25 protein-coding genes and 5 pseudogenes are annotated in these 20,615 nt (G+C 41.2%); 8 read left to right on the top strand and 22 right to left on the bottom strand.

Annotation, left to right across the window (positions count from 1 at the left end; all coding sequences use genetic code 11):
* Together UF75_RS17015 and UF75_RS17010 are read right to left on the bottom strand one after the other, a co-directional pair.
* Positions 1 to 363: pseudogene (locus tag UF75_RS17015) on the bottom strand (hypothetical protein); the annotation flags it as partial.
* On the bottom strand, positions 360 to 2,069 hold the full coding sequence (locus UF75_RS17010) for a DNA repair helicase XPB (protein WP_045575769.1): 1,710 nt from the start codon (positions 2,067 to 2,069) through the stop codon (positions 360 to 362). The pseudogene UF75_RS17015 and the gene UF75_RS17010, both read right to left, overlap by 4 nt.
* Positions 2,070 to 2,845: 776 nt before the next feature.
* On the opposite strand from UF75_RS17010, the gene UF75_RS17005 reads away from it, so the two are divergent.
* Entirely contained in the window at positions 2,846 to 3,133 is a 288-nt protein-coding gene (locus tag UF75_RS17005) for an MFS transporter (protein ID WP_242860297.1), read from the top strand.
* An 87-nt stretch (positions 3,134 to 3,220) separates the two neighbouring features.
* Here the strand turns inward: UF75_RS17005 and UF75_RS31080 are convergent, their stop codons facing one another.
* The 12 genes and pseudogenes from UF75_RS31080 to UF75_RS30250 all read right to left on the bottom strand — a co-directional run bounded on the left by UF75_RS31080 (position 3,221) and on the right by UF75_RS30250 (position 9,666).
* The gene (locus UF75_RS31080; RefSeq protein ID WP_348983070.1) at positions 3,221 to 3,415 is read right to left on the bottom strand and encodes a hypothetical protein; all 195 of its coding nucleotides are present in this window, start codon (positions 3,413 to 3,415) and stop codon (positions 3,221 to 3,223) included.
* Positions 3,416 to 3,437: 22 nt separating this feature from the next.
* Positions 3,438 to 3,977: a nitroreductase family protein gene (locus UF75_RS17000; protein WP_348983069.1), complete on the bottom strand. Its 540-nt coding sequence runs from the start codon at positions 3,975 to 3,977 to the stop codon at positions 3,438 to 3,440.
* A gap of 264 nt (positions 3,978 to 4,241) precedes the next feature.
* Positions 4,242 to 5,054, bottom strand: a complete 813-nt coding sequence (locus tag UF75_RS16995; RefSeq protein ID WP_045575767.1) for an RMD1 family protein — start codon at positions 5,052 to 5,054, stop codon at positions 4,242 to 4,244.
* 20 nt (positions 5,055 to 5,074) lie between these two features.
* Positions 5,075 to 5,890 carry an RMD1 family protein gene (locus UF75_RS16990; RefSeq protein WP_045575775.1) on the bottom strand — a complete coding sequence of 272 codons (816 nt, stop codon included), beginning with the start codon at positions 5,888 to 5,890 and terminating at the stop codon, positions 5,075 to 5,077.
* Between the two features lie 90 nt (positions 5,891 to 5,980).
* Complete coding sequence (locus UF75_RS27360) at positions 5,981 to 6,151, bottom strand: SRPBCC domain-containing protein (RefSeq protein ID WP_082075203.1); 171 nt, start codon at positions 6,149 to 6,151, stop codon at positions 5,981 to 5,983.
* Positions 6,152 to 6,171: 20 nt separating this feature from the next.
* Positions 6,172 to 6,600 (bottom strand): annotated as a pseudogene (locus UF75_RS26450) (VOC family protein); the annotation flags it as partial.
* Positions 6,601 to 6,725: 125 nt separating this feature from the next.
* Entirely contained in the window at positions 6,726 to 7,313 is a 588-nt protein-coding gene (locus UF75_RS16975; protein ID WP_045575766.1) for a DNA-3-methyladenine glycosylase, read from the bottom strand.
* A gap of 144 nt (positions 7,314 to 7,457) precedes the next feature.
* The gene (locus UF75_RS16970; RefSeq protein WP_045575765.1) at positions 7,458 to 7,781 is read right to left on the bottom strand and encodes a GNAT family N-acetyltransferase; all 324 of its coding nucleotides are present in this window, start codon (positions 7,779 to 7,781) and stop codon (positions 7,458 to 7,460) included.
* Positions 7,782 to 8,156: 375 nt separating this feature from the next.
* A pseudogene (locus tag UF75_RS16965) lies at positions 8,157 to 8,456 on the bottom strand (AAA family ATPase); the annotation flags it as partial.
* Positions 8,457 to 8,965: 509 nt separating this feature from the next.
* Complete coding sequence (locus UF75_RS16960) at positions 8,966 to 9,304, bottom strand: hypothetical protein (protein ID WP_045575764.1); 339 nt, start codon at positions 9,302 to 9,304, stop codon at positions 8,966 to 8,968.
* Positions 9,305 to 9,349: 45 nt separating this feature from the next.
* Positions 9,350 to 9,514: a hypothetical protein gene (locus UF75_RS29640; protein ID WP_207642486.1), complete on the bottom strand. Its 165-nt coding sequence runs from the start codon at positions 9,512 to 9,514 to the stop codon at positions 9,350 to 9,352.
* A 35-nt stretch (positions 9,515 to 9,549) separates the two neighbouring features.
* The gene (locus UF75_RS30250) at positions 9,550 to 9,666 is read right to left on the bottom strand and encodes a topoisomerase DNA-binding C4 zinc finger domain-containing protein (protein WP_282433812.1); all 117 of its coding nucleotides are present in this window, start codon (positions 9,664 to 9,666) and stop codon (positions 9,550 to 9,552) included.
* 332 nt (positions 9,667 to 9,998) lie between these two features.
* Here UF75_RS30250 and UF75_RS16955 point away from each other — a divergent pair, with 332 nt between their 5' ends.
* Genes UF75_RS16955 through UF75_RS16940 form a run of 4 tightly spaced genes read left to right on the top strand, consistent with a single transcriptional unit; the run spans position 9,999 to position 13,869 of the window.
* Positions 9,999 to 10,658: a class I SAM-dependent methyltransferase gene (locus tag UF75_RS16955; protein WP_045575763.1), complete on the top strand. Its 660-nt coding sequence runs from the start codon at positions 9,999 to 10,001 to the stop codon at positions 10,656 to 10,658.
* 27 nt (positions 10,659 to 10,685) lie between these two features.
* Positions 10,686 to 11,489 (top strand): hypothetical protein, encoded by an 804-nt coding sequence (locus UF75_RS16950; protein WP_045575762.1) that lies wholly within the window; start codon positions 10,686 to 10,688, stop codon positions 11,487 to 11,489.
* A gap of 12 nt (positions 11,490 to 11,501) precedes the next feature.
* A complete protein-coding gene (locus UF75_RS16945) occupies positions 11,502 to 12,629 on the top strand; it encodes an ATP-binding protein (protein ID WP_045575761.1) in 1,128 nt (375 codons plus the stop codon).
* A gap of 34 nt (positions 12,630 to 12,663) precedes the next feature.
* Positions 12,664 to 13,869 (top strand): VWA-like domain-containing protein, encoded by a 1,206-nt coding sequence (locus tag UF75_RS16940; RefSeq protein WP_242860296.1) that lies wholly within the window; start codon positions 12,664 to 12,666, stop codon positions 13,867 to 13,869.
* 259 nt (positions 13,870 to 14,128) lie between these two features.
* On the opposite strand, the gene UF75_RS16935 is transcribed toward UF75_RS16940, so the two are convergent.
* Complete coding sequence (locus tag UF75_RS16935; protein ID WP_045575760.1) at positions 14,129 to 14,323, bottom strand: DUF2892 domain-containing protein; 195 nt, start codon at positions 14,321 to 14,323, stop codon at positions 14,129 to 14,131.
* A gap of 130 nt (positions 14,324 to 14,453) precedes the next feature.
* A complete protein-coding gene (locus tag UF75_RS16930) occupies positions 14,454 to 15,065 on the bottom strand; it encodes a Crp/Fnr family transcriptional regulator (protein WP_052693386.1) in 612 nt (203 codons plus the stop codon).
* Between the two features lie 366 nt (positions 15,066 to 15,431).
* On the opposite strand from UF75_RS16930, the gene UF75_RS16925 reads away from it, so the two are divergent.
* Positions 15,432 to 16,919, top strand: a complete 1,488-nt coding sequence (locus tag UF75_RS16925; protein WP_045575759.1) for an FTR1 family protein — start codon at positions 15,432 to 15,434, stop codon at positions 16,917 to 16,919.
* 35 nt (positions 16,920 to 16,954) lie between these two features.
* Positions 16,955 to 17,428 (top strand): hypothetical protein, encoded by a 474-nt coding sequence (locus UF75_RS16920; RefSeq protein WP_052693383.1) that lies wholly within the window; start codon positions 16,955 to 16,957, stop codon positions 17,426 to 17,428.
* Between the two features lie 173 nt (positions 17,429 to 17,601).
* Here UF75_RS16920 and UF75_RS27345 read toward each other — a convergent pair whose 3' ends face one another.
* Positions 17,602 to 17,913, bottom strand: a complete 312-nt coding sequence (locus UF75_RS27345; protein ID WP_242860295.1) for a 4Fe-4S binding protein — start codon at positions 17,911 to 17,913, stop codon at positions 17,602 to 17,604.
* Between UF75_RS27345 and UF75_RS28435 the strand changes: the two genes are divergently transcribed.
* On the top strand, positions 17,906 to 18,178 hold the full coding sequence (locus UF75_RS28435) for a hypothetical protein (RefSeq protein ID WP_045575758.1): 273 nt from the start codon (positions 17,906 to 17,908) through the stop codon (positions 18,176 to 18,178). The genes UF75_RS27345 and UF75_RS28435 overlap by 8 nt on opposite strands.
* Positions 18,179 to 18,231: 53 nt before the next feature.
* Here the strand turns inward: UF75_RS28435 and UF75_RS16910 are convergent, their stop codons facing one another.
* The 5 genes and pseudogenes from UF75_RS16910 to UF75_RS16895 form a co-directional block, all read right to left on the bottom strand.
* Positions 18,232 to 18,618 (bottom strand): relaxase/mobilization nuclease domain-containing protein, encoded by a 387-nt coding sequence (locus UF75_RS16910; RefSeq protein ID WP_242860294.1) that lies wholly within the window; start codon positions 18,616 to 18,618, stop codon positions 18,232 to 18,234.
* 5 nt (positions 18,619 to 18,623) lie between these two features.
* Entirely contained in the window at positions 18,624 to 18,908 is a 285-nt protein-coding gene (locus UF75_RS16905; RefSeq protein ID WP_027364629.1) for a helix-turn-helix transcriptional regulator, read from the bottom strand.
* Entirely contained in the window at positions 18,901 to 19,257 is a 357-nt protein-coding gene (locus UF75_RS16900; RefSeq protein WP_045575757.1) for a type II toxin-antitoxin system RelE/ParE family toxin, read from the bottom strand. Before UF75_RS16900 ends, UF75_RS16905 begins: the two co-directional genes overlap by 8 nt.
* A gap of 193 nt (positions 19,258 to 19,450) precedes the next feature.
* Positions 19,451 to 19,919: pseudogene (locus tag UF75_RS27340) on the bottom strand (methyltransferase domain-containing protein); the annotation flags it as partial.
* A 56-nt stretch (positions 19,920 to 19,975) separates the two neighbouring features.
* Positions 19,976 to 20,615, bottom strand: a pseudogene (locus UF75_RS16895) (DNA polymerase III subunit alpha); the annotation flags it as partial.

The following is a 20,615-nucleotide window of genomic DNA, read 5'->3' as shown; positions in this document are numbered from 1 at the left end:
ATAATCATCGTGATCATAACTACAAAAATAATCGATAGTTCTATCCTCCGGTCGGGTATAGGCCATATAGGCAAAGAGAATTCGCTCCACAGAATCCATCTTGGCAAAATAGTCCGGCCAAGCTTTCGGCTTAAGCTTCTTTACGGGGGCAGCCTCTGGTTTCGATCTGGATTTTGGACTTGGCTGAGAAGGACTCCCTTGTGCCGGGGCTGGGTTTTCCCTGGACTCCTCTGAGTAAGTGGATGGTTTAAAACCAGGCGGCAATTTTTCGCCAAATACAGGCCGCCACTTTTGGGGTTTCGGTTGGTCGGAAGGAGCAGGTGGATTCTGGTTCCGTATTGAGGCGCTCGTCGGCTTCTTCATGGTTCAAGATCCTCCTCGATCATGATTTTATACGCATACCCTTGTTCGGTTAGAAAAAGCTGACGATGCATGGCGAATTCCTGTTCTTTGGTATCTTTAGAAACCAAACTATAAAAATACGCTCTGCTGTCACCCTGCTTGGGGCGCAGTATACGACCGAGCCTTTGTGCTTCTTCCTGTCGAGACCCGAAGGTTCCGGAAACCTGGATCGCCACATTAGCATCGGGTAAATCAATGGCAAAATTGGCGACTTTGGATACCACTAAACAGTGCAGACGGCCGCTTCGGAACTCTTCATACAGACGGTCACGCTCTCGTTGCGGTGTTTTACCGGTGATTAAAGGGGCATTCAATTCACGAGCGAGCAGTTCGAGTTGATTTACATACTGCCCGATCACCAACACCAGGTCCTCCTTGTGAAGCTCCATTAACTCGGACACTTTGTCCAGCTTACGGGGATTCTCTGCTGCTAACCGGAATTTCCCTTTTTCTTCAGCTAAAGCATAGTCCATACGACGGTCTTTACTCATGGAGATTCGCCATTCCATACACTCAGCCGTGGCAATCCAGCCTTGAGACTCTAAGACCTTCCAGGGAACATCCATTTTCTTGGGACCAATCAGCGTAAAGACCTCATCTTCTTTACCATCTTCCCGTATTAACGTCGCTGTCAAACCTAAGCGGCGCTTTGCCTGGAGTTCTGAGGTGGCTCGAAAGACGGGCGCAGGTAAGAGATGTACCTCATCATAGATAATTAGACCCCAGTTCTTTTCATTAAATAGGTTAAAGTGATCAAAGTTTCCATCCGCCTTGGAACGGTGAGTAAGTATTTGGTAAGTGGCCACGGTCACCGGACAGATTTCTTTTTTCTCGCCGGTGTATTCCCCCATTTGTATGGCTTCGAGGGTAGTCTTATCCCTCAACTCACGCAGCCATTGTTTGACGGCACTATTATTCGTCGTCAGAATCAGCGTTTCACTCTGTAACTCCATCATCACACCCATACCGATGACGGTCTTGCCGGCGCCGCAAGGAAGTACCAAGACGCCACTCCCGCCGTGCACTGAACCTTGTTGATGAAAGGTTTCGACGGCTTCTTGCTGATAGGACCGCAGGGCAAAGGGTTCTCCTTTAGAATTTTCGCCGCGCCAAGCCATGGGTAAGGGGTTGCCCTCGCTATAACCCGCTAGGTCTTCGACAGGGTAGGCGAGTTTCATCAAGAGCTGTTTTAATTGCCCCCGTGCTTCCGGGTTGATTTCTACTTGAGTTAGGGACGGGCTTGAGAAATCGTAACTCCTCGCCTGTTCATCAAAGGCCAGTAAGAGTTTGACCTCTTTATGACGAATGATTTCCAAAAGGATTATCGGGTCTGCGGCCGTGAGCAGGAGCTTGTCTCCATCTCGAAGGAGCTTTACCAGGCCGTAGCGACCCATGAGCTGCTGAATTTCCGTGCGTACGGAGTCCGGCAGAGGAAATTTGCTGTAATGTTCCAGACCGCTCAGCACTTCCGCAACACTCACACCGCTTGAAGCAGCGTTCCATAACGATAACGGAGTAATCCGATACGTATGGATATACTCCGGACTTTTTTCTAGTTCAGCAAAGATGGCTAAGGTATCACGAGCCTCTTCGTAAAGAGGATTATGGACTTCTAAGAGAACGGATCGATCACTTTGGACGATCACAGGATTTGTCGCAGCTGGCATGGCATCAGTTTCTCCTCTTGGCGGATAATTTGTACTAATTATAGCATAAATTGTCGCACCAAAAGTTTGAACCCGATCGGAGCGACGTCATAAAGCATAATTTGTACCCATCACTCAAACAAGCTTATCTGCTTCTGCTCGAAAACTCGAATATGCTCTTTCTTTAACGGTAAAAGCGTGAATCGTTATTCTGTACATACTAATTAATCTAATGGTACTACAGCTACACTCCGCTCCAATAATTTTATCGAACAAGCTGAGGAAATAGCTCTTAAAGTTATCAACCACTGTGATTACCCAAGCGATTTTATGATTTCCTTTTTACGAGTGAGGTTTTTAAACCAATGAGGAAGGAAAGAGGGGAAGATGAGTCAGGCCTTGATGACGAAGTATTCTCCTTTAAATTTTTTAGGAAAAGATTCTTCAAGCCAGCGGGGTAGAAACTACTCAGAAGGCGTTACTTACTGATTGAAATTGATGAAACAGCAAACCTGGAAGGTTTTGAATTAAGCACTGAGGCGATTTAATCAGGAGAAAGACTTAGCCCCTAATCCACTGGGTATGCATTGTGAAGGAACCTCATTAAAAGAAGATGTCTCTACCTTGACCAAACCCTGCAAATTTCTGAGTCCGGATATTTCTTGAACAATGGGTTATGTTACAGACTTAGCAGTGGTATAATTCGAAAGGGAATCATTACATATCTATACAACACGTTTAAAGGGGATTATTGACTGATGGGGAAAATAACTCAGCGCAAAATGGTCACGATCGCGATGCTTGTATCGATATTACTGGTTACGATCGATACGACCATCGTTACTACCGCTATGCCTCACATTGTTCAACAATTGAGCGGCTTGAATCTACTCAGTTGGGTTTTCGCGATTTATCTGCTCACATCCTCCGTAACCGCACCGATTTATGGTAAACTTGCGGACCTCTTTGGCAGGAAGTCCATTTTCATCTTCGGCATTACCCTATTCGTCGTTGGTTCCATGGTGTCCGGTATGGCGCAGACGATGTATACAATGAACCAAAAGGCATGGCCCAAGGTTGATTAAGATTCACACGAAAAGGTATATCACTCGAAATAACATGCAAAAGTACTACAAGAATTTGAGGTCAGGTTGAGTCAAATAAATACATTGTTAATTCATACTAATCTTTGCTTTCGCCATGAATTCATAACCATTTGGTGCTGCATCCTTATCAAAACTATAACTTACCACTTTGCCTTGATGGTTACCTGAGAGCCACAAGTGAAAAAGGGCAATACCAATGTCAATCTGATTCATTTTCCCATAAAACGGTGCTTTGAGAAGATTCAACTTCTTGCGGCTCACTGTCATAACGTCTCCATCTCCGCTAAAAAATCCATGGCTGTGTATTGGAGGATGATGGAGCAAGGCGAACTGACTCGAGCATGGAGTCCGCACCCGCTACACTAGATATTTCAGACAAACTTTTACGCATAAATTCGGAGGTATTTGCTCTGTATATCGGCTCGGTGGTATTCCCGAAGGCGAGCATAATTACAAACTCCAAGCCGTTGATCTGCTTGGGAACTTCTTTTGAAGGCTTCGCCATCCCCAGCCAGCAGCTGGCGAGATTATTAGCAGAGAGGTATAGGTCAATCTGCTGCAGCAAAAAACCTGCATTCATCAAATAGTTTCCCTTGATCTGGGAATACAGACAAATGTAGTGTGGCGCTTTAATAGGCAAGAGATTCTTAACATCAGCGGAACCAAGGTAAACAAACTCATATCGAATACTTTCATCAAGCGGCTTTACGCTGCTTGCATATTCCTGCAACTTTCCAAGTGTGTCAGCGGGAAGTGGCGTCATGTTATATTTTCGGATGGACTTGCGGTGAAATATAGCGTTATAGAGCTGAGGATTTTTCAATACCGTTACCTCCAGATTATTAATCTCTAGCATCAAATTACTGCCCTTATTGAATTCTTCAATATATTAGCTATTCTTTTAACTATTATTACAGCCCTTATTTCGTTATTATATGTGATGTCATAAAGACCTTCAAGCTAAAAGCACTTTCATCATCAGTGACAGAAAATTCCCGGTTGTTACTGAACACTATGCCCCAAGGCGAGAAGACAAAGGTTCAATTGACTTTAACGTTCCCTAATTGAGTGCCCTTAACACCGATTGTTAAAATATGAAGTGCAGAAGCGGAAAGCTAGCAAGCAGCAATATTTCAAATAGCAGTAACCTCCTTTCTGATTGTTTGGTTCTAAAGCTGAAGTATTCTCCCGTTATGGAGTCCAAAATATCCATCTGGTTTGATAAAAGGGCATATCGTTTATTAACCTCAAAATACTCACTTATCTTGTCAAATATTAGTCTTGATTCAATCGTTCTGCTAAACTCTGAGGGTCTATCAAGGAGCCTTACGCTTTCAAGGCTCCTGTATTTGAACCGGATACTTTTAGCAAGGGTTGCAGCTACCTTTTTGGTATTAGCCCTAAGATACCCCTTATTTAGTTGAACTATGAAATGACCCGCCTCATCTAGAACTTCTGAAAGCTCCGTTTCAATGTTGTCAAGCTCAGTGGACTTTGCTAAAACTGCTGCTGCTATTTCAGGCAGCTGAGGATTATAATGAAATCTTACCTCAGCGCTTTCCCACAGTTTTACATAGTCATCGCTTGAACGGGTCATCTCATGGGTCTCACTAAATTTAGAAAGCAATTTATAATCTATCTCAACAAACAGCGTTCCCAAATACTCAAGAAACAAAGAGATCTCGTCTTGATTGCAATTTAAAAAGGTAATACAGCCATATTTATATAAGTACACTGCCTTGTGCGCTGAAGCATATTTTAGGATTTTTTCAACCTCAGCCTCATCGATTTTAATATACTCCTTCCAGCCTGCGTCCTTCCTGAGCTTAAAAAATGACGCAATCCGCACGAGAGGGAGTCTTGCTGCTACTTTATATGTACTCAGTATGATTCTTTCCATATTACACCTGTCTTCACCGATTAATCAAATACCATTAGCAAAACTTCAATAACAATCAGCACCACTATCACCCACTCGACAAACAGTCCACGTATAGAATGGCTTATTGTTGCAAGCCCGTCGATGATGCTTTTCAAGATTTCGGTCTTGCTTTTTATCACTTCATACCGATCACTTAGTTCAAAAAATTCCGACATCTTGTCGTAAAAATCTGCTGCATCACTGTTGACCCAGGTAATGTCCGGTTTGTCAAGAATCATAATATACGCAATGGTATTGTATTCATGCCTGACAATCCTTGAAGTTGTTTTGGCAAGTTCTTTGTTGCCGATATTCAATTTGCCCTTTTCCAGATTATCAATCTTACTTTCAAGATCATCAAGGATTTTCCCCAGCTGCTCTTCTATCTTTTCAAGCGCTACAGACTTAGCGATCACGATTGAGATCAACTCCGGGTAAAACAACTCCATCTTTGGGATCTGCACATAGCGGTCCGTAAGCTCAATTTCTTCACCCTCAACCGGATGAAGTACATAGTCTTCCTGAAATCTCTCATAACGTCCGATATCGATATCAGGCTTGATTGTTTTCAGATAGCGCAGCAATAGCTCCGTATGCTGATAGGTCGAGTTAATAAAAACAATGCTCCCAAACGAAAAAACTAGGATCTGTTCATCCTTCCCAGGTTCCTCTCCGATAATTATTGCAAGCACCTCGCCTTGCAGCAGAAGAGGCTCCTCCCAGGTATACTTTTTCCTAATATTGCATTCGACGGCAATCTTATTAAGATCGATTTCATTGGTTACTGCGAAGGCTTTAAACTTTAAGTCATTCATACTCATAGGATTCACTTAACTTTCTGTTTAATTTTGGCAGGACGAGGGCAGAGGGACAGGTACCTGGTCCCCAGTTTGAGTTGCTACCCACTAGGTGAAGGTCCCCCTTACCCTCAGATCATTTTCCGCCGACGGTGTATGCCAATCCTCCGAGGCGTTGTTCCATTGCATGATGTGTCTCGGTTCTGTCCAACATGTCCAAACCTGATTCATACCTCTATTCACGATGGTTTCAATTGTTATGATCGGCTTATTTCCCATAGCCAACTTCACCCACTTCCCTAAGCTTCTCCGTTGTACGCACGCTTCAAAGCTTCGATATCGAACTTCTTCATTTTGAGGAAAGCGGCTGTGATTCTTTGAACTGCTTCTTTAGAGCCCTTGCTCATCATCTCATTCATGCTAGCTGGCACGATTTGCCAGGATAATCCGAATCGGTCTTTCAGCCAGCCGCACTGCTCGGCCTCAGGTACTGCAGAAAGTTTCTCCCAGTAGTCATCAATCTCAGCCTGGTCTTCGCACTGCACCATAAGTGAAAAGGCCTCATTGAAACCAAATTCAACGTCATAGGCATTGTCCATCGCTGAGAACTCCATCCCCAATAATTTGAAAGCCGCATAATTGACAATTGCCTTAGAGGACTTGGCTTCCCCTTCTCCATACTTGCTGAAAAAATGGATATCGGAATTAGGAAATATATCCGTGTAATACTTGACTGCCTCTTATGTTCTGCGCCCTGCATTAAACGTCTTAGCCTTAATATAATACAACGACAGTTATCGCCAATTTGCAAATAGTATCATGTACGACAAGATGAGAGGCCGTTCATCGCCTCTCATCTTGAGACAAAGCGATTATCTTGTACCCAAAAACGCCAAGGATAGTGTTTGGCTTCTCCACTGTTATGAATACCTATTCTTGGACCAACCGCAATGGTTCCAATTTCTTTTCCTTCTGCGATAAAAAGTGGATACTCAAACATCGCTCTCCCGTAATCTTCCTTTACTATACCAAGGGATTTCGTTAATTTTCCTGGTCCATTGGTTAGCTCTCGTTCCTTTTTCCCTTTTCCCCGCCGTTGATACATCAGCTCAATTCCGCAACATGGTTCTAGGGCTCTAATTAATACCGCCTCTGGACACCCGATCTCTCCACTAACCACGTTAATAAGGCAATGGGTATGCATAACATAAGTATAGGCATACCCAGGTGGTCCAAACATTACTTCAGTTCTTTTAGTCCTTCGATTTCCGAAACCATGTGCCGCACGATCTTCTGGTCCAATGTAGGCTTCAGTTTCTACTATCCATCCCGACGCCGTACCTAACTCTGTTTCTTTCACCAGCAATTTACCCAACAAAGCACGAGCTAAACTAATCGTAGGTTGTTGGAAAAACGAATCGTTTATTGGTTTAAATACCATAGTATTACCCCATTATCTATTTTACACTCATCAATATTCCATTTTTGCCCTCGGCTTCCCATACTATTCATGGGGTAGTTTGTTCTTTCTCAGAGTCATTTGGGCTAACAGGTGAATGCGGGCTAGTGTGACTGCTTCTTGTCGTTAATGTTTTCCGTCAATCTTGCATGCCACGGCTTGACCATACGTATCCTCGGAAAGAATATCCGGATACTGTTTCTCATGCCGCTTTAACCAAATATTAGCATATGAACACGTGGCTGTAGCTTTAAACCCTTCTTTCCTTAAATACTCGGCCACTACTTCCATCATCTTCCCGGCTACACCCTTACCTCGCAAAACAGGATTAACATAGGTATGATCTATATCCACATCTCCATTTTCTTTACGGATAAATGTAGTCTCACACATTAGTTCGCCGTTTTCATCTGTACTATAAATACGTCCATTATCATAGTTCCAATCCACGTCTTTCCACCTCTAATCAATAAAATCAACAATGCCTTTACCTTTAACAAAGTTAGAACTTACCCTAATATTACCTTTTCTATCTTGGACATACCAGTAAATATTCACCAAAGCTGTCTTTTACATCATTGTAAGCTATCTCTCTAATCATAATCATAATCATCCTTTTAATTTATTAGCGAAACCCTTGCCCGCTCCAACCTTACCACCGTCTCCTCATGGGTCAAATTTATCTTTCATTTAAACACTAATCTTTCTTTTTCGAGTTAACCTTTGATATTTCCGCGTGATTTCTTTATTCCCTTCCAGGAAATTGGCAAAAAGCAAAAAAAAGATGGCAGACGGGACTGGCTCACGCTGTTATAACCTCAATCGCATGTCGGCCTCAAGTTGCATCTCACACATATGGATATAGTCGGGATAGAAATTAGATTTATTATAGATAGAATCACGATTGATTCCTATTTTTTCTGCAATAACATTTAATGCCGTTGATTTTCCTGAACCATTTCCTCCATATAAAATCGTAACTGGCTCAAAATCAATTCTCTCAAAACCAATTCTTGATAATATCTTAAACGGATAAAACACGTCATAGCACGTTCTTTTTACCTTCATGAAAAAGCCAAATTCCATATCCTCATTTGGAAATGTGAAAACATTCAAATAAACCATTATCCTCTTCCTTATCATTAATAGGCCTACGCCCCTCAAACTCAGAAAAACATCGCTTATGAAAGTTTAAGAGCTAATTCTCTTTATAATCCAATAAATTGCCATTCATCCATTGATGGCGATAGCTTTTTCATTTGTTGAAAACCATTTTATGAATTCTCAACTACTGTTACACCTCCTATAATTTCTATTTAATTGATTCTTCTGATAACTACGATTCAATTTTTTATAAGCTCTTAATTTAGTCTATCTTAAGTTAAATAGCCATAAACTATCACTCTTTTAAAAAATGCTTACCTTAATTTGTATACCTTCCATACAGTATAGATACCCGCCAAAAACAAAGAGATTCAACATTAGTGGATACCCCTATCCTATAAATTTCCAATAATAGGCACTTTCATTTACACGAATTAGCGGAAATTACCCTGCAGTAATTCCTACGCTAAATAAGAACAACGGTACGGTATAAGAATAATACGTATTATGCTTTAAGGACAATTTAACACCTATAGTATGCTTTTAGACATGGCAAGGTTGTCCAATAAAGCCCTTAATTCTTGTTGAATCACAATGGCTTTGTAGGAGACTCCATTGATTATTTGAGCAATTTGAACCTTGCTTTGTGCTAAGCCAGTAATTTCAGTTTCATTACCATTTATTAGGTACAGAATAATTTTATTTCCATCAGGGTTTATTTCGTCTCCCAATTCAACTTCTTCTAAAGGTTTGACAGACCTGATTAACCTCTTTATTTCTTCTTGATATTCTACGGTTGCCAGTTGACCCTGTTCAGGAATGCCTATGCCGAAAAACTTTATATGAGAGAGGTTATTATAATCATTCATTTTTTATCCCCCTGAACTTTATTGCAACGCTAATCATAGAATTCGTCACAGTATAAGAATAATGCGACATATTTTTATATCTGCAATACACATTACCATTCGGCGAGATGATTTGCCATCGATGTCGCTAACAATAGAAGCTAACTTGATATTCGCGCCCTCAAGTACCTTCTGTATGCGGTTCAACTCTCTGGCGCGCTTATACTCCATTACCTCCACATTTTACCCAAATCAGGATCCATTGCCTAGTTGGTAATTGTAAACCTACACTTCGGGTAATTTTTACGCCCCTTGAAATCTCCATATTTACCCTTTCTAGTGATTAGCTCCCCACCACATTTGGGACAATTATTAGCGTCAATTCCACTCCCCTCTCAATCGTCAATAACTTCTTTAAGCAGCAATTTATCCTTGAAAGCGCCTCTCTCCATAACCTTTTACTTTCGGACACCCTCGAATTCCTGCCGAGTAACCTCTTTATGGTCCAATATAGCGTAGACCACTTCAACTAAGTCCGCTAGTTCTTCAACTCTTTGGCTGTCCAGATATACCTTAAGTTCTTCAGCTAATTTTGCGTGTAATAAGCCAAGGTATTTTTTACCAGAGACCTTTTCTAAAATGGCTTTCTTTCCGCTTTCCTCGATGATCCGGGGGATTTTATCACGAATTAGCTTATTGTAAACTTTTATATCCTTTGATCTACCGACATGTACGCTATTCTCATCCAGTACCGGTCTCTGATCAAGTTGAACGTCACCTGGCCCAGTCCATGTTTAAGGCACCGGGTCCCAAGGTTCTAGAGATCGGATGTGGTACTGGACAATATACCAGCTGGCTTGTGCAAGAGGGATATGAGGTCACTGCTGTGGATATTTCCGGTGAAATGATGGCTCTGGCCCAAAAGAAAATAGCGGCCATTGAGGAAAACACCTCTAAAGTTAAGCCTGTTCACTGGTGGCATGCTGATATTACAGAAATTCTGGATCAACTGGAAACCTATGATGGGATTTTTTCCATGACCGCCTTTGAATTCGTACCTGAACCGGAAAACGTCCTGAAAAAACTTTTTAGTCATTTAAAGCCCGGGGGCTGTATGATGATCGGACTCATCGCCGGCATGAGTGCCTGGAGTGAGTACTATGGTGAGGCAGCTCGTAACAACCCCACTTCTGTCTTCGCCCGTGCTGCTCTTTATACCAAAGAGGAAATAGGTTCCTGGCAAATCGGTGTATCTGTCGAAATTGGAGAATGTCTTTTCTTCCCACCAAATGTTCAAACAACAACTGAGGCCCTTTCTCTCGAGGAGAAAAGAGAAGGAAATCCTGGGTTTGTGGTGGCCAGGTGGGTAAAATAAAAATAATCACAGAAGGAACGTAACCTTATGGAAAAAGCAAAGCTGATTAAAATGATCAAGAATGATCCTAATGCGATAGCCTATATAACTAATCCGACCGATGAGATCAAGTTATTGGCTGTTCAAAAAAATGGCCTGACGTTAAAATATATTGATAATCCAACCAGAGAGATGCAAGAATTAGCTCTAGACAATAATGGCCGAGCGATTCAATTTATCGATGACCCTACAGCAGATATGATGATCAAAGCGATCAATGATGGCTGGGTTAATTTAGAGTATCTTAAAAATCCCAGCGATCAGTTAATAAAATTAGCGATCAATCGAGCCGGCTGGGCTATTAAATATGTTAAGAATCCAAGTGAGGAATTGCAATTATTAGCAGTAGGAAAAAATTACGATTCAATAAAGTTTATCAAAGAACCTTGCGCCAGTGTCCAGGAAGAGGCAGTAAAAATCAGTTATGATGCCTTAAGATATATCAATTCTCCTACCCATCAGGCCGAGCTTCTAGCGATCAAGAATAATGAGAGGGCTATTACCTTTATCAATGATTTAGATAAACATAAAATCTTAGAATTATTGAAAGTCAATATTTTAGTGATTAAATATGTTATGAACGAAATTTCTCAAGAAGAATTAGAACACGTGTTAAAGGAATCCTTAGCCAATGAAGATGTTGAAGAAAAATATGTCAGAGACTTTTTAAATTGCAGTTACCTCAATCAAAACAGCGACCTTATGCCCATCGACAAGATCATGTTTATTGATAAATATGGAAGTAAAAAGACGAAAAAAATAGCTGTAGATGAAAAGCTGAAGCTGCTATAGGAGTGAGAACTCATGAATTTTACAGACACCTTAAAAAGTGTTGACTTAGTACTATCGACGGGAGAAGTCCCTTTAATCGTTGGGGAAAGCGGAATTGGCAAAACAGCGTTAGCCCAGGAAATTGCACAAGAAAATCAGTGGAGTTTGATTGTGATTAATGGGAATCTTCTTAAAGAAGGTGAAATAGGGGATCTGCCAACGATCGAAGCTTATGCAGGCGTCAATAATCAAGAAGATCAGTATGAAAAGAAAGCGACAGTCTATGCTGTTCATCATAAGCTCAGGGAAATTGATGAAGAAATAGCTCAAGGAAAAATCGTTCTGTTATTTATAGACGAGATCAATCGCTGTGAACATACAGTCCAACAGGAACTGATGAATTTAATCTTAAATCGGGAAATCAATGGCTATAAGTTACCTGAAAATGTAAAAATATTAGCCGCTATGAATCCTTCCAGCAAATATGGTTCGGATTTTGATTACCAGGTTGTCGATATGGATGCCGCCCAAGAAAATCGGTTTGTCTGGTTATCGATGGAGCCTGACTATAATCAGTGGTTAGATTGGGCCATAGAGGCCGGAATTGAGCAAAAGGTTGTCGAGTTTATCTCCACCTTCCCCGATTATTTGCATAAGATCAACGAAGACGATCTAAGAGCAACTCCCAGAAGCTATGAGCGAATTTCCAGCAGTTATAAAATATATAAGGAGAAAAAAGATTCCATACCTCGCTCCGTGTTTTTAAATGTTATCAAAGGAAATGTCGGGCGACTAATCGCCGAAGAGTTTGTGAGCTTTGTGGAATCTGATCATCGTTCCCTCATATCCTATCAAGATGTTTTTTCTGGAAATTCTCTTCACGAATCGATCATAGAAAAAGTAAAAAACGAAAGCCATACCAGGCTTTATCTATCAGCCAAGAATATTCTCAAAAACTTAGAAGCAAATATCTTAAATCATAGTGATGATTCAAATTTTTATATGGAGAGGCTGATTGAGTTTTTGGAACTATATCCTGTCGATTTAAAGATAGGACTCATGAAGGATATTAAAAACAGTTATCCTGATGTATACAAACACGCCCTAGAGAATGAAGCGTTTATCGAATCATATTTTGAATCTTATCGTTTAATAAGGTGATAAACTGTGAAAACTTGTTTTGATAACCTGGTTAATGGGCTTTATGAAAAAGCAGATATCATTATTAATAATTTTTTTAAATCTTAATCTAAAACAAATGGAAAGCACGATTAAACACGAAATACTCCATATAGTATCCATGCATTTAATAAGAGCAAAAGAATTCAAGGCTGACTACAGCACATTAGCCATCAATATGGCCATGAATATCGTCGTCAACACCTATTTGGATCATCTGCCCCCCTATGCTGTTACCTTAGAATGGGTAAATTTAAATTATTCTTTAGAACTCCTGCCCTTTAAACCTTTTGAATATTATCTAGAAGAGATTCAAACTGCCCTGGACTTACTGGAAGCGGATGAGGATGAGGCCGATGATAGTTATGAAGATGAAGATGAGGCAGATGATAATAATAAAGATGATAATAATCAAAATGATGATAGTAATCAAGACGAAAAAATAGAAACCGATTATAATCCTGAAAAAACCCATGACATTTGGGAAGATTCCAGTGATATCGATGAAAAAACACTTCAAGAATTTACTGAGAAGTTTATTAATAATGCTCAAAAAGGCAGCATTCCAAATTATTTAGCAAGTATCATCTCATCCCTTAAAAACAGCAAGGGTGAATTGCCTTGGAATTTATATCTTAAGAGGTTGATGGGAGCTGTTGAAAGTAATAAAAAGAAGACGATCACCAGAAGAAATAGAAGACAGCCCGATAGATTAGATTTAAGAGGTCAACTTAGGAGTCATAAAGCCAAAATTGTTGTTGCCCTTGATATCAGCGGCAGCATTAGTGATCAAGAATTTAATCAAGCCATTAAAGAAGTCCTCGCTATCGTTAAAAATTATCATCATGAAATTACTATTGTAGAATGTGATAGCGAAATCAGACGGGTGTATAACGTCAAATCTGTAAAGGAGATCAAAGATCGGATTAATATCAGAGGCGGCACCAGATTTACCCCGGTTTTTGAATATGCTAATAATAATAAAGTTAATTTGTTAGTCTATTTTACGGATGGCAAAGGTGAAGAAAAGCTTCTCTCTGTACCCAGGGGGTATAAAACGTTATGGGTTATTTCCGGGAGAGAAGATAAGCTTTCATTAAAAGAAGCTTATGGGGCAGTTAAAAAACTTAAGAATATTGAAACAAAAGATGATTCATTAAATATGAGTGATGTTAAAAGAGATGGATATTCAATGAATGACCAAGAAAAAATGCCTATTTGATGCCCCAACCCCCTTGATACCAGGCTATTTCCTCTCTTTACACCACGGTCTCAGCGTGCCTTGAGGATGCAAAAAAGATGCTGTGCATGAATCCGTTACGATGGTCCGTAGGCGTCGACATTGCATAGAATTCCTCCTCGATTTAAGCGACCGCCCATTTAACTCAAGGGGCGGTCTACTTTTTATTATGTCCTAAGCCTAAGTGATATTTAAACTCAGTTATTTTTCTAACCAACGACAGGGAAACTATTGCTGTTAATTATTTTCTCTTACAGGTATTAATGCCAAAGATCGAATAAAGGGGGCACCATCCTAATATGGCTGTAATAAGTGGAATTAGACCGATTAAGGCAAGATATTTGGCATTGCCTTGAAGAACAAACCATAGAGACAAAACGATTAGACCAAGAATAAGACGAATGATTCTTTCCAAACTTCCTTCATTTGCTTTCATAAGATTTCCTCCTTCTCGTGAGCTTTGTGTTTCTAAAATAAATGATACACGTCTCCGGAAGAAACTTCAGTGACAAAGTCACCGAATGAGAAGCATTTTTTCTAATTCTTGACGCTTGGTTATTTCAATCTTACCACGTGAAAGTATTAGCAAAATGGTCACCTTCCATATTTTTCAAGAGACGACTAATGACTTCGCGCGCAGTCCCCAGTTCAATAGCTACTTCTTCATGAGTTTCGTAAAGTATGGCCTGCCTTTCAGAAGTATGCTCCAGGAGAAAACGGATTAGGCGTATGTCAATTCTTTTGAACGTGATCTCCTCGATGAGAGCCATGACGCTACCCAGACGCTGGGCCATGCTTTGGTAGGTAAAAGTCTGAACAGCAGGAATATGTTGCAGCCAATATTTATATAATTCATTGGGTATCATAAGTGCTTCCATCTCCTGTTCAACGATGGCCGTTGCAGGATAGGGGATATTGCCCAATGCACTAGAGAGCATAATAATGCAGGTTTCACCCGGTTTAATACGATAGAGCAGAATTTCCCGCCCTGATTCAGCAGTTTTCAGAACCTTGATTGAACCTTTAATTAATAATGGAATCGAAGTGCTTTCCCCTCCATCAGTAAAAGCGCAAACTCCAGCATGTAGTTTAACTGGGGCGAGCCCATAGGTATGAATCTTAACATCCTGCAAAAAAGGAAAAAGACCATATAAATTTTTGCTTTTTTGATCTATCATTGTTAAATTCACCTCTTCCCCACGTAGTATACTACAAAATAAAGTAACAAAAACAGTCGCAGCTGCTAAACAGATCCCTACTCATGGATAAATCCGAAGCCCAATAATTAGGTTGGAGGGCAATTCAACTAATAAGGAAATACTTGTGTATCAAAATCCGGGAGATATCCCCGGATTTTTTACCCTTCTTTCACAATGAAATTTAAAAATTTGTTCTTCAAGCGCTATTCAGACAGGCCTTGACCAAGGCGCAAATAACGTTCTTTTACTAATTACCAACAAAAACCATTGACTTAATATGAATTAAATTGTATTATTTCAAATGAGAATAGTTATCATACTCATTGAATTACGAGGAGGTGCAAAATGATGCGGGGAATTAAAACTACATTACTTATTTTAACGATTCTGGTAATAACGTTGAGTCCTATCAAAGTATGGGCCGCAACTCAAGCAGCAGACAACATGACCAAGGCGGATATCTATATCGATCAAGCAATAACAGAGACAAACCAAGGACACTTGTCTGAAGCAAAGCAAAGCTATCAAAAATTTCACGATTTATGGGGACAAACCGAAGATAGCGTGAAACAAGAATCTGGAGATGCGTATAAAGATATCGAATCCAATATGGGTCAAGTAGATTATGCATTTATGCAAAATAAACAAGAAAACATAACCCAGACCTTGCAAGGGCTTAAAAACGTCAATCAGAAGTTCATCCGTGGAGAGTTCCCCAAGGGAAAACAGTTTAAACAAGAAAATATTTCATTAAGTGATTTCATTGTCCTCTTGCAACAAACCAAGATCAAGGCCCAAGATCATCAACAGCAATCAGCACTGGCCGAGATTTCGAAAGTACGGGAATCCTGGTTAAGTGTAGAAGGCGTTGTAGTTGCTCAATCCGCAGCCGTTTATAGCGATTCGGAAAGAGACATTGTCACTGTAAATGCGATGCTTTCTGCTAATCCACCTAATTATCAAGGCGCGATTCAATTACTGGATCAGATGATTAATTACTTGAGCCCACTGGCGAGCAAATCCGGTTATACGTTTTGGGATGCCGCTATGATCCTGATCCGTGAAGGTCTTGAAGCGCTCTTGGTCATTGCTGCTTTACTGGCTTTTGTCAAGAAGTCGGGCCGAACCAAGGGAAACGGATGGATTTGGCTTGGGGTTTTAGGTGGTTTGCTTCTCAGCATTATGGTCGCGATCATCGTAAAGTTCGTCTTCTCTTCCGGGGCATTCGGTAATAACAATGCCCTGATCAATGGCTGGACCGGTATATTTGCAGCTGTTATGCTCTTATACATGAGTTATTGGCTGCATAGTCAATCCAATATTTCTGATTGGCAAAAGTACATCCGCAATAAAAGCGAATCCGCTTTGGATACAGGACGGATGGTTTCCTTGGGAGTTCTTTCTTTTCTGGCTGTCTTCAGGGAAGGAACAGAAACAGTCTTGTTCTTTATAGGGATGGTCAATCAGATTAGTATGAAAGAACTTGTGCTTGGTTTAGTGATCGGATTTGCCTTACTTAGCGCTCTGGCTTATTTAATGATTCGCTTAGGTTTGAGGCTTCCTATACGCCCCTTTTTCATGGTTTCTAGTATTATCGTCTTTTACTTATGTATTAAGTTTACCGGAATGGGGATTCATGGTTTGCAATTAGCTGGTACAATCCCATCTACAACTGCTTCGAGTATACCCAATATAGATCTTTTAGCTCTTTATCCATCATGGCAGAGCGCTATTCCCCAAATTGCTTTAGTTATTAGTGCCCTATCCGTAATTCTTTGGAAACGATTAACTGCTAAAAAACACATGCAAAAAGAGTCGCACGTAATACGCTAAGATGATCCAAGTAAATATTTAAGGGGGAAAGTTCAATGAAATTATCTCGTATAATACTTGCTTCAACTCTCGTAATCAGTTTAGGAGTTATTGCCGGATGTGGCGCAAATAACACAACTGCCACGACACCAAACTCTTCCACACAAGCAACCAAGACGGATCAAACAACATCCCAAGAAACATCTCAACAAGGGACATCAACTCAAACACCTTCGGCCATTCAAACGGGCGTGACAAAGATGCTTAGCATCACAGCAGATTTGAAAGCGGCTATTGATGCTGGAGTTGAAGCAAAGGTAAAAGTGACTGGGCCTCAGTTAGAAGATGCCTGGAGTCCCTTTGAGGATAGTGTAAAACAGAAATACCCGGATCTTTATAAAAAAATCGAAGAATCTCTTGATCCAACTATAGCAGGCTCAAAGGCAAGCCCTCTGGACAAACAAACTCTTGGGAAATTAAATGGAGATTTAACCCAAGCATTAATTGAATTAGCAGCAAAAGAAAAATAAGGATTAATGAGAATGGAGCACTTAAAAAGCCTACAGCTTTTTTTAGTGCTCCATTCTAAATGTTGACTAAAAAGTCTTTTTCCTAGAACTTATCTGCTGGGAACTATTATGAGCCAACTGCCCTTGGTCTTGGCATGGTTAAGCCTGTTGCGGGGTTCTTCGCTGTTTACTAATTAAAAAAAGAATACCGGCTCCTTTCGCTCTTTATACAGTTTATTTAGTCGCATTGCAGCGTCTTTGACTAGACCGGTTTTCATCGTTCTGGCGTTTTGTGGACAGTTCTTGATGCAGGCACAACACGTGATGCATTTTTCCTCATCAATCAAATTACTATTTTCTGAATCGATAGCCCCAACAGGACACCCCTCTGCACAAACACCGCATTGCGAACACTTATCACTAACTGCTATAAAATCAACACTCCATAGATCCGTTACTCCTCCATAGGGATAGTTGCCCGGTACATTTATATCGGAAATGTTCACAGATAATAAATATAAACAGTTATTTGTCGACTGGAATCTGCATGCCAAGGGTTTACTGGGCAGATTTCGTTCAACATGTGGGCAATATATTGAAGATTCTTGGCTTGCTCAGTTTATTGATGATCTTAATATGCAAAGCACAGAATTTAATTTATGGTGGCCTTTACATGAAATCCAAAGTAATAGTGAAGTTTACAAGCAATTGAACCATCCTATTGCGGGGTACATTCTTGCTCATTCCAGTGAATTTAGAGCATTATGTTAAGTAATTTTTACCAATTCAGAATTTTATATTTTATTTATGACCTACATCTCTGTCTACACAGATAGAATGGTTTTCAGCCGGACAAAACGCTCCTTGCCCGGAGGGCGTACCGCCATGTATTTTACGCCGGTTTTTGCCTCGTAGCCCTGTTTTCGGAGCGCGGTAATAAACTGGCTGAAGGTCATGGACGAAGAGATTGCTTTGTCCACATCCTCGCGGATAAGGCCCCGCCAGGTGGGTTTGCCTTCCTGCTCAGCTTTCCACTCTCCGTAGTGTTTGGATTTGCCTCGCTGTGGGTTTTGGATGACGGACAGGGAGTATTCCCTGCACATCCGGTCGGAAGCCTGCCGCATGAGCGCGTAGGTGGCGTTGTTGTCGTAATACCGCTTGCCGTCCATAAAGGATACTGTGCTATCACGCGTTTCTTTATGCCTTTTCACAATGGCTATTTTAATGTGACCTGTACCTCTTTCCCAAGAGAACGGGCAACCTTAGACAGAAAGTCAAGGGATGGATTATACGTTCCACTTTCCAGACGGCTGATATTGGATTTCTGGGTCCCAACCCGAAGCGCTAATTCTTCCTGGGTAATATTTTGGCTGGTTCGCGCTTCAATGATTTGCGAAATCACATCATAGCGAGGTTTTAGCTTTTCGTATTCAGCTTTGAATTCTTCATCCTTCATCAAAAGCTCTTTTACTTCGGAAAACTTTGCTCCCGCTTTACTCATTACCACACCTTCTTTCATAATCTTCTAAATAACGCAGTGCCCGTTCAATCTCTCTTTGAGGCGTCTTTTCAGTTTTTTTGGTGAAACCATGAAGCAGCACAAAGGTCTTCTGGCGGTATGTGAAATAGAATATCCTGCTGATGTCCGACGCGAATTTGATTCTCAGTTCAAATAGGCCTTTGCCTTTTATGGGCTTGACGTAAGGCGCCCTTAATTCGGGTCCATGCTTTTCCAGCAGTTCTATTTCGCTAAAGGCTTTCGCCCGCATTTTTGCTTCCAACGATAGCAGAAAATCCAGCACGGGTATATCCCCGTTTTCCTTTTTATAGTATTCCACTTGCCAATCCATGATACACCTCTAATCTTAGCATATGCTCCACCTCATCATTATGTTATCATATACGATAACATCAATCAAGGAATTCGAAACAAAAAAGCCCGACCGGTCAATTAAAACAATCGAGCTCAATATGTTCCCTCACACACTATGTCACCCTAAAATAACATCTTACTCTGCGAACCGCTCATATCAAGGCTTTCACTCAACCCCAATATAGCACTATTAAGCACTCGACGTGCACCGTCCACGGAAACAATCCACCGGCTGCACCTCAGCCACCGGTATCCCCCGCTCTGCAGTATCCCCAGATCCCGTGCCAAAGTCCCCGAATCACAGGAGACATAGATGATCTGATCTGGCCCCAATTCCAGCAATCGCTCCAGCACTCTTTTGTGTGCCCCGGCCCGGGGCGGATCGAGGACGACGATATCTGGACGGTCAGTAATTTACCGGAAGGTGTCTTCCACTTTGCCTGGGATAAACTCCACATTATCAACTCTATTGCGCTTGGCATTTTCCCGGGCATCTTCCACTGCGTACGGATTTTCTTCGATTCCCCAGACCTTTCTGGCCTTTGCTGCCAAGGCCAGGGTGATGGTCCCGATTCAGCAGTAAAGATCCCGAACCACTTTCTCGGTTGAGAGCTCCGCCCAATCCACCACTGTGTTATAAAAGTCTTAAGCCACCGCCTGTGAACGGTGGCTTGTTTTTTTCATTTAATCGCTCATTAAATTACATCAAAAAGACTCATCTGATCACTTTCCGGAATTCCTTTAAAGCAGCCAAATTTCCGAAGTGAATCGATGGTAGAATTCCCGATCTTAGCCCGTTTCTTGACATCCTCTATGGAGTTGAAGGGCTTTTCTTGGGCTGCGTTATAGAGACCTTCAGCTGCCACAGTGCCCATGCCGGATATGCTGTTGATGGGCGGCCGTAAGCCCTCCTCCTCAAGCAGGAATTTTGTAGCATGGGATTTGTATAAATCAATGGGCAGAAATTTAAAGCCCCTTTCATACATTTCCAAAACCAATTCCAAGTCATCGTACATATCCTTATCCTTTGGAGTGGCAGCGTTGCCCAGCTCCTCAATTTCCTTCATTTTGGCCTTAACCTTTTCTTTGCCGAAGATCATAAATTCAGCGTCAAAGGCCTTGGCTCGAATGGTGAAGTAGGCTGCATAATATGCCTGGGGTATGTGCACCTTAAACCAGGCTATGCGGAAGGCCATCATGACATAGGCTGCAGCATGAGCTTTAGGAAACATGTATTTTATTTTTCGGCAGGAATCGATATACCATTCCGGTACCTTATGCTCCCTCATTAAAGCTTCATATTCGGCCCATTTTTCGGGGTTCGCTAAAGCCTTT

This window comes from Desulfosporosinus sp. I2 (assembly GCF_000960765.1).
Lineage (GTDB): Bacteria > Bacillota > Desulfitobacteriia > Desulfitobacteriales > Desulfitobacteriaceae > Desulfosporosinus.
Note: the sequence above shows the minus strand (reverse complement) of the source record. Positions and strands in the feature narration are given on the sequence as shown.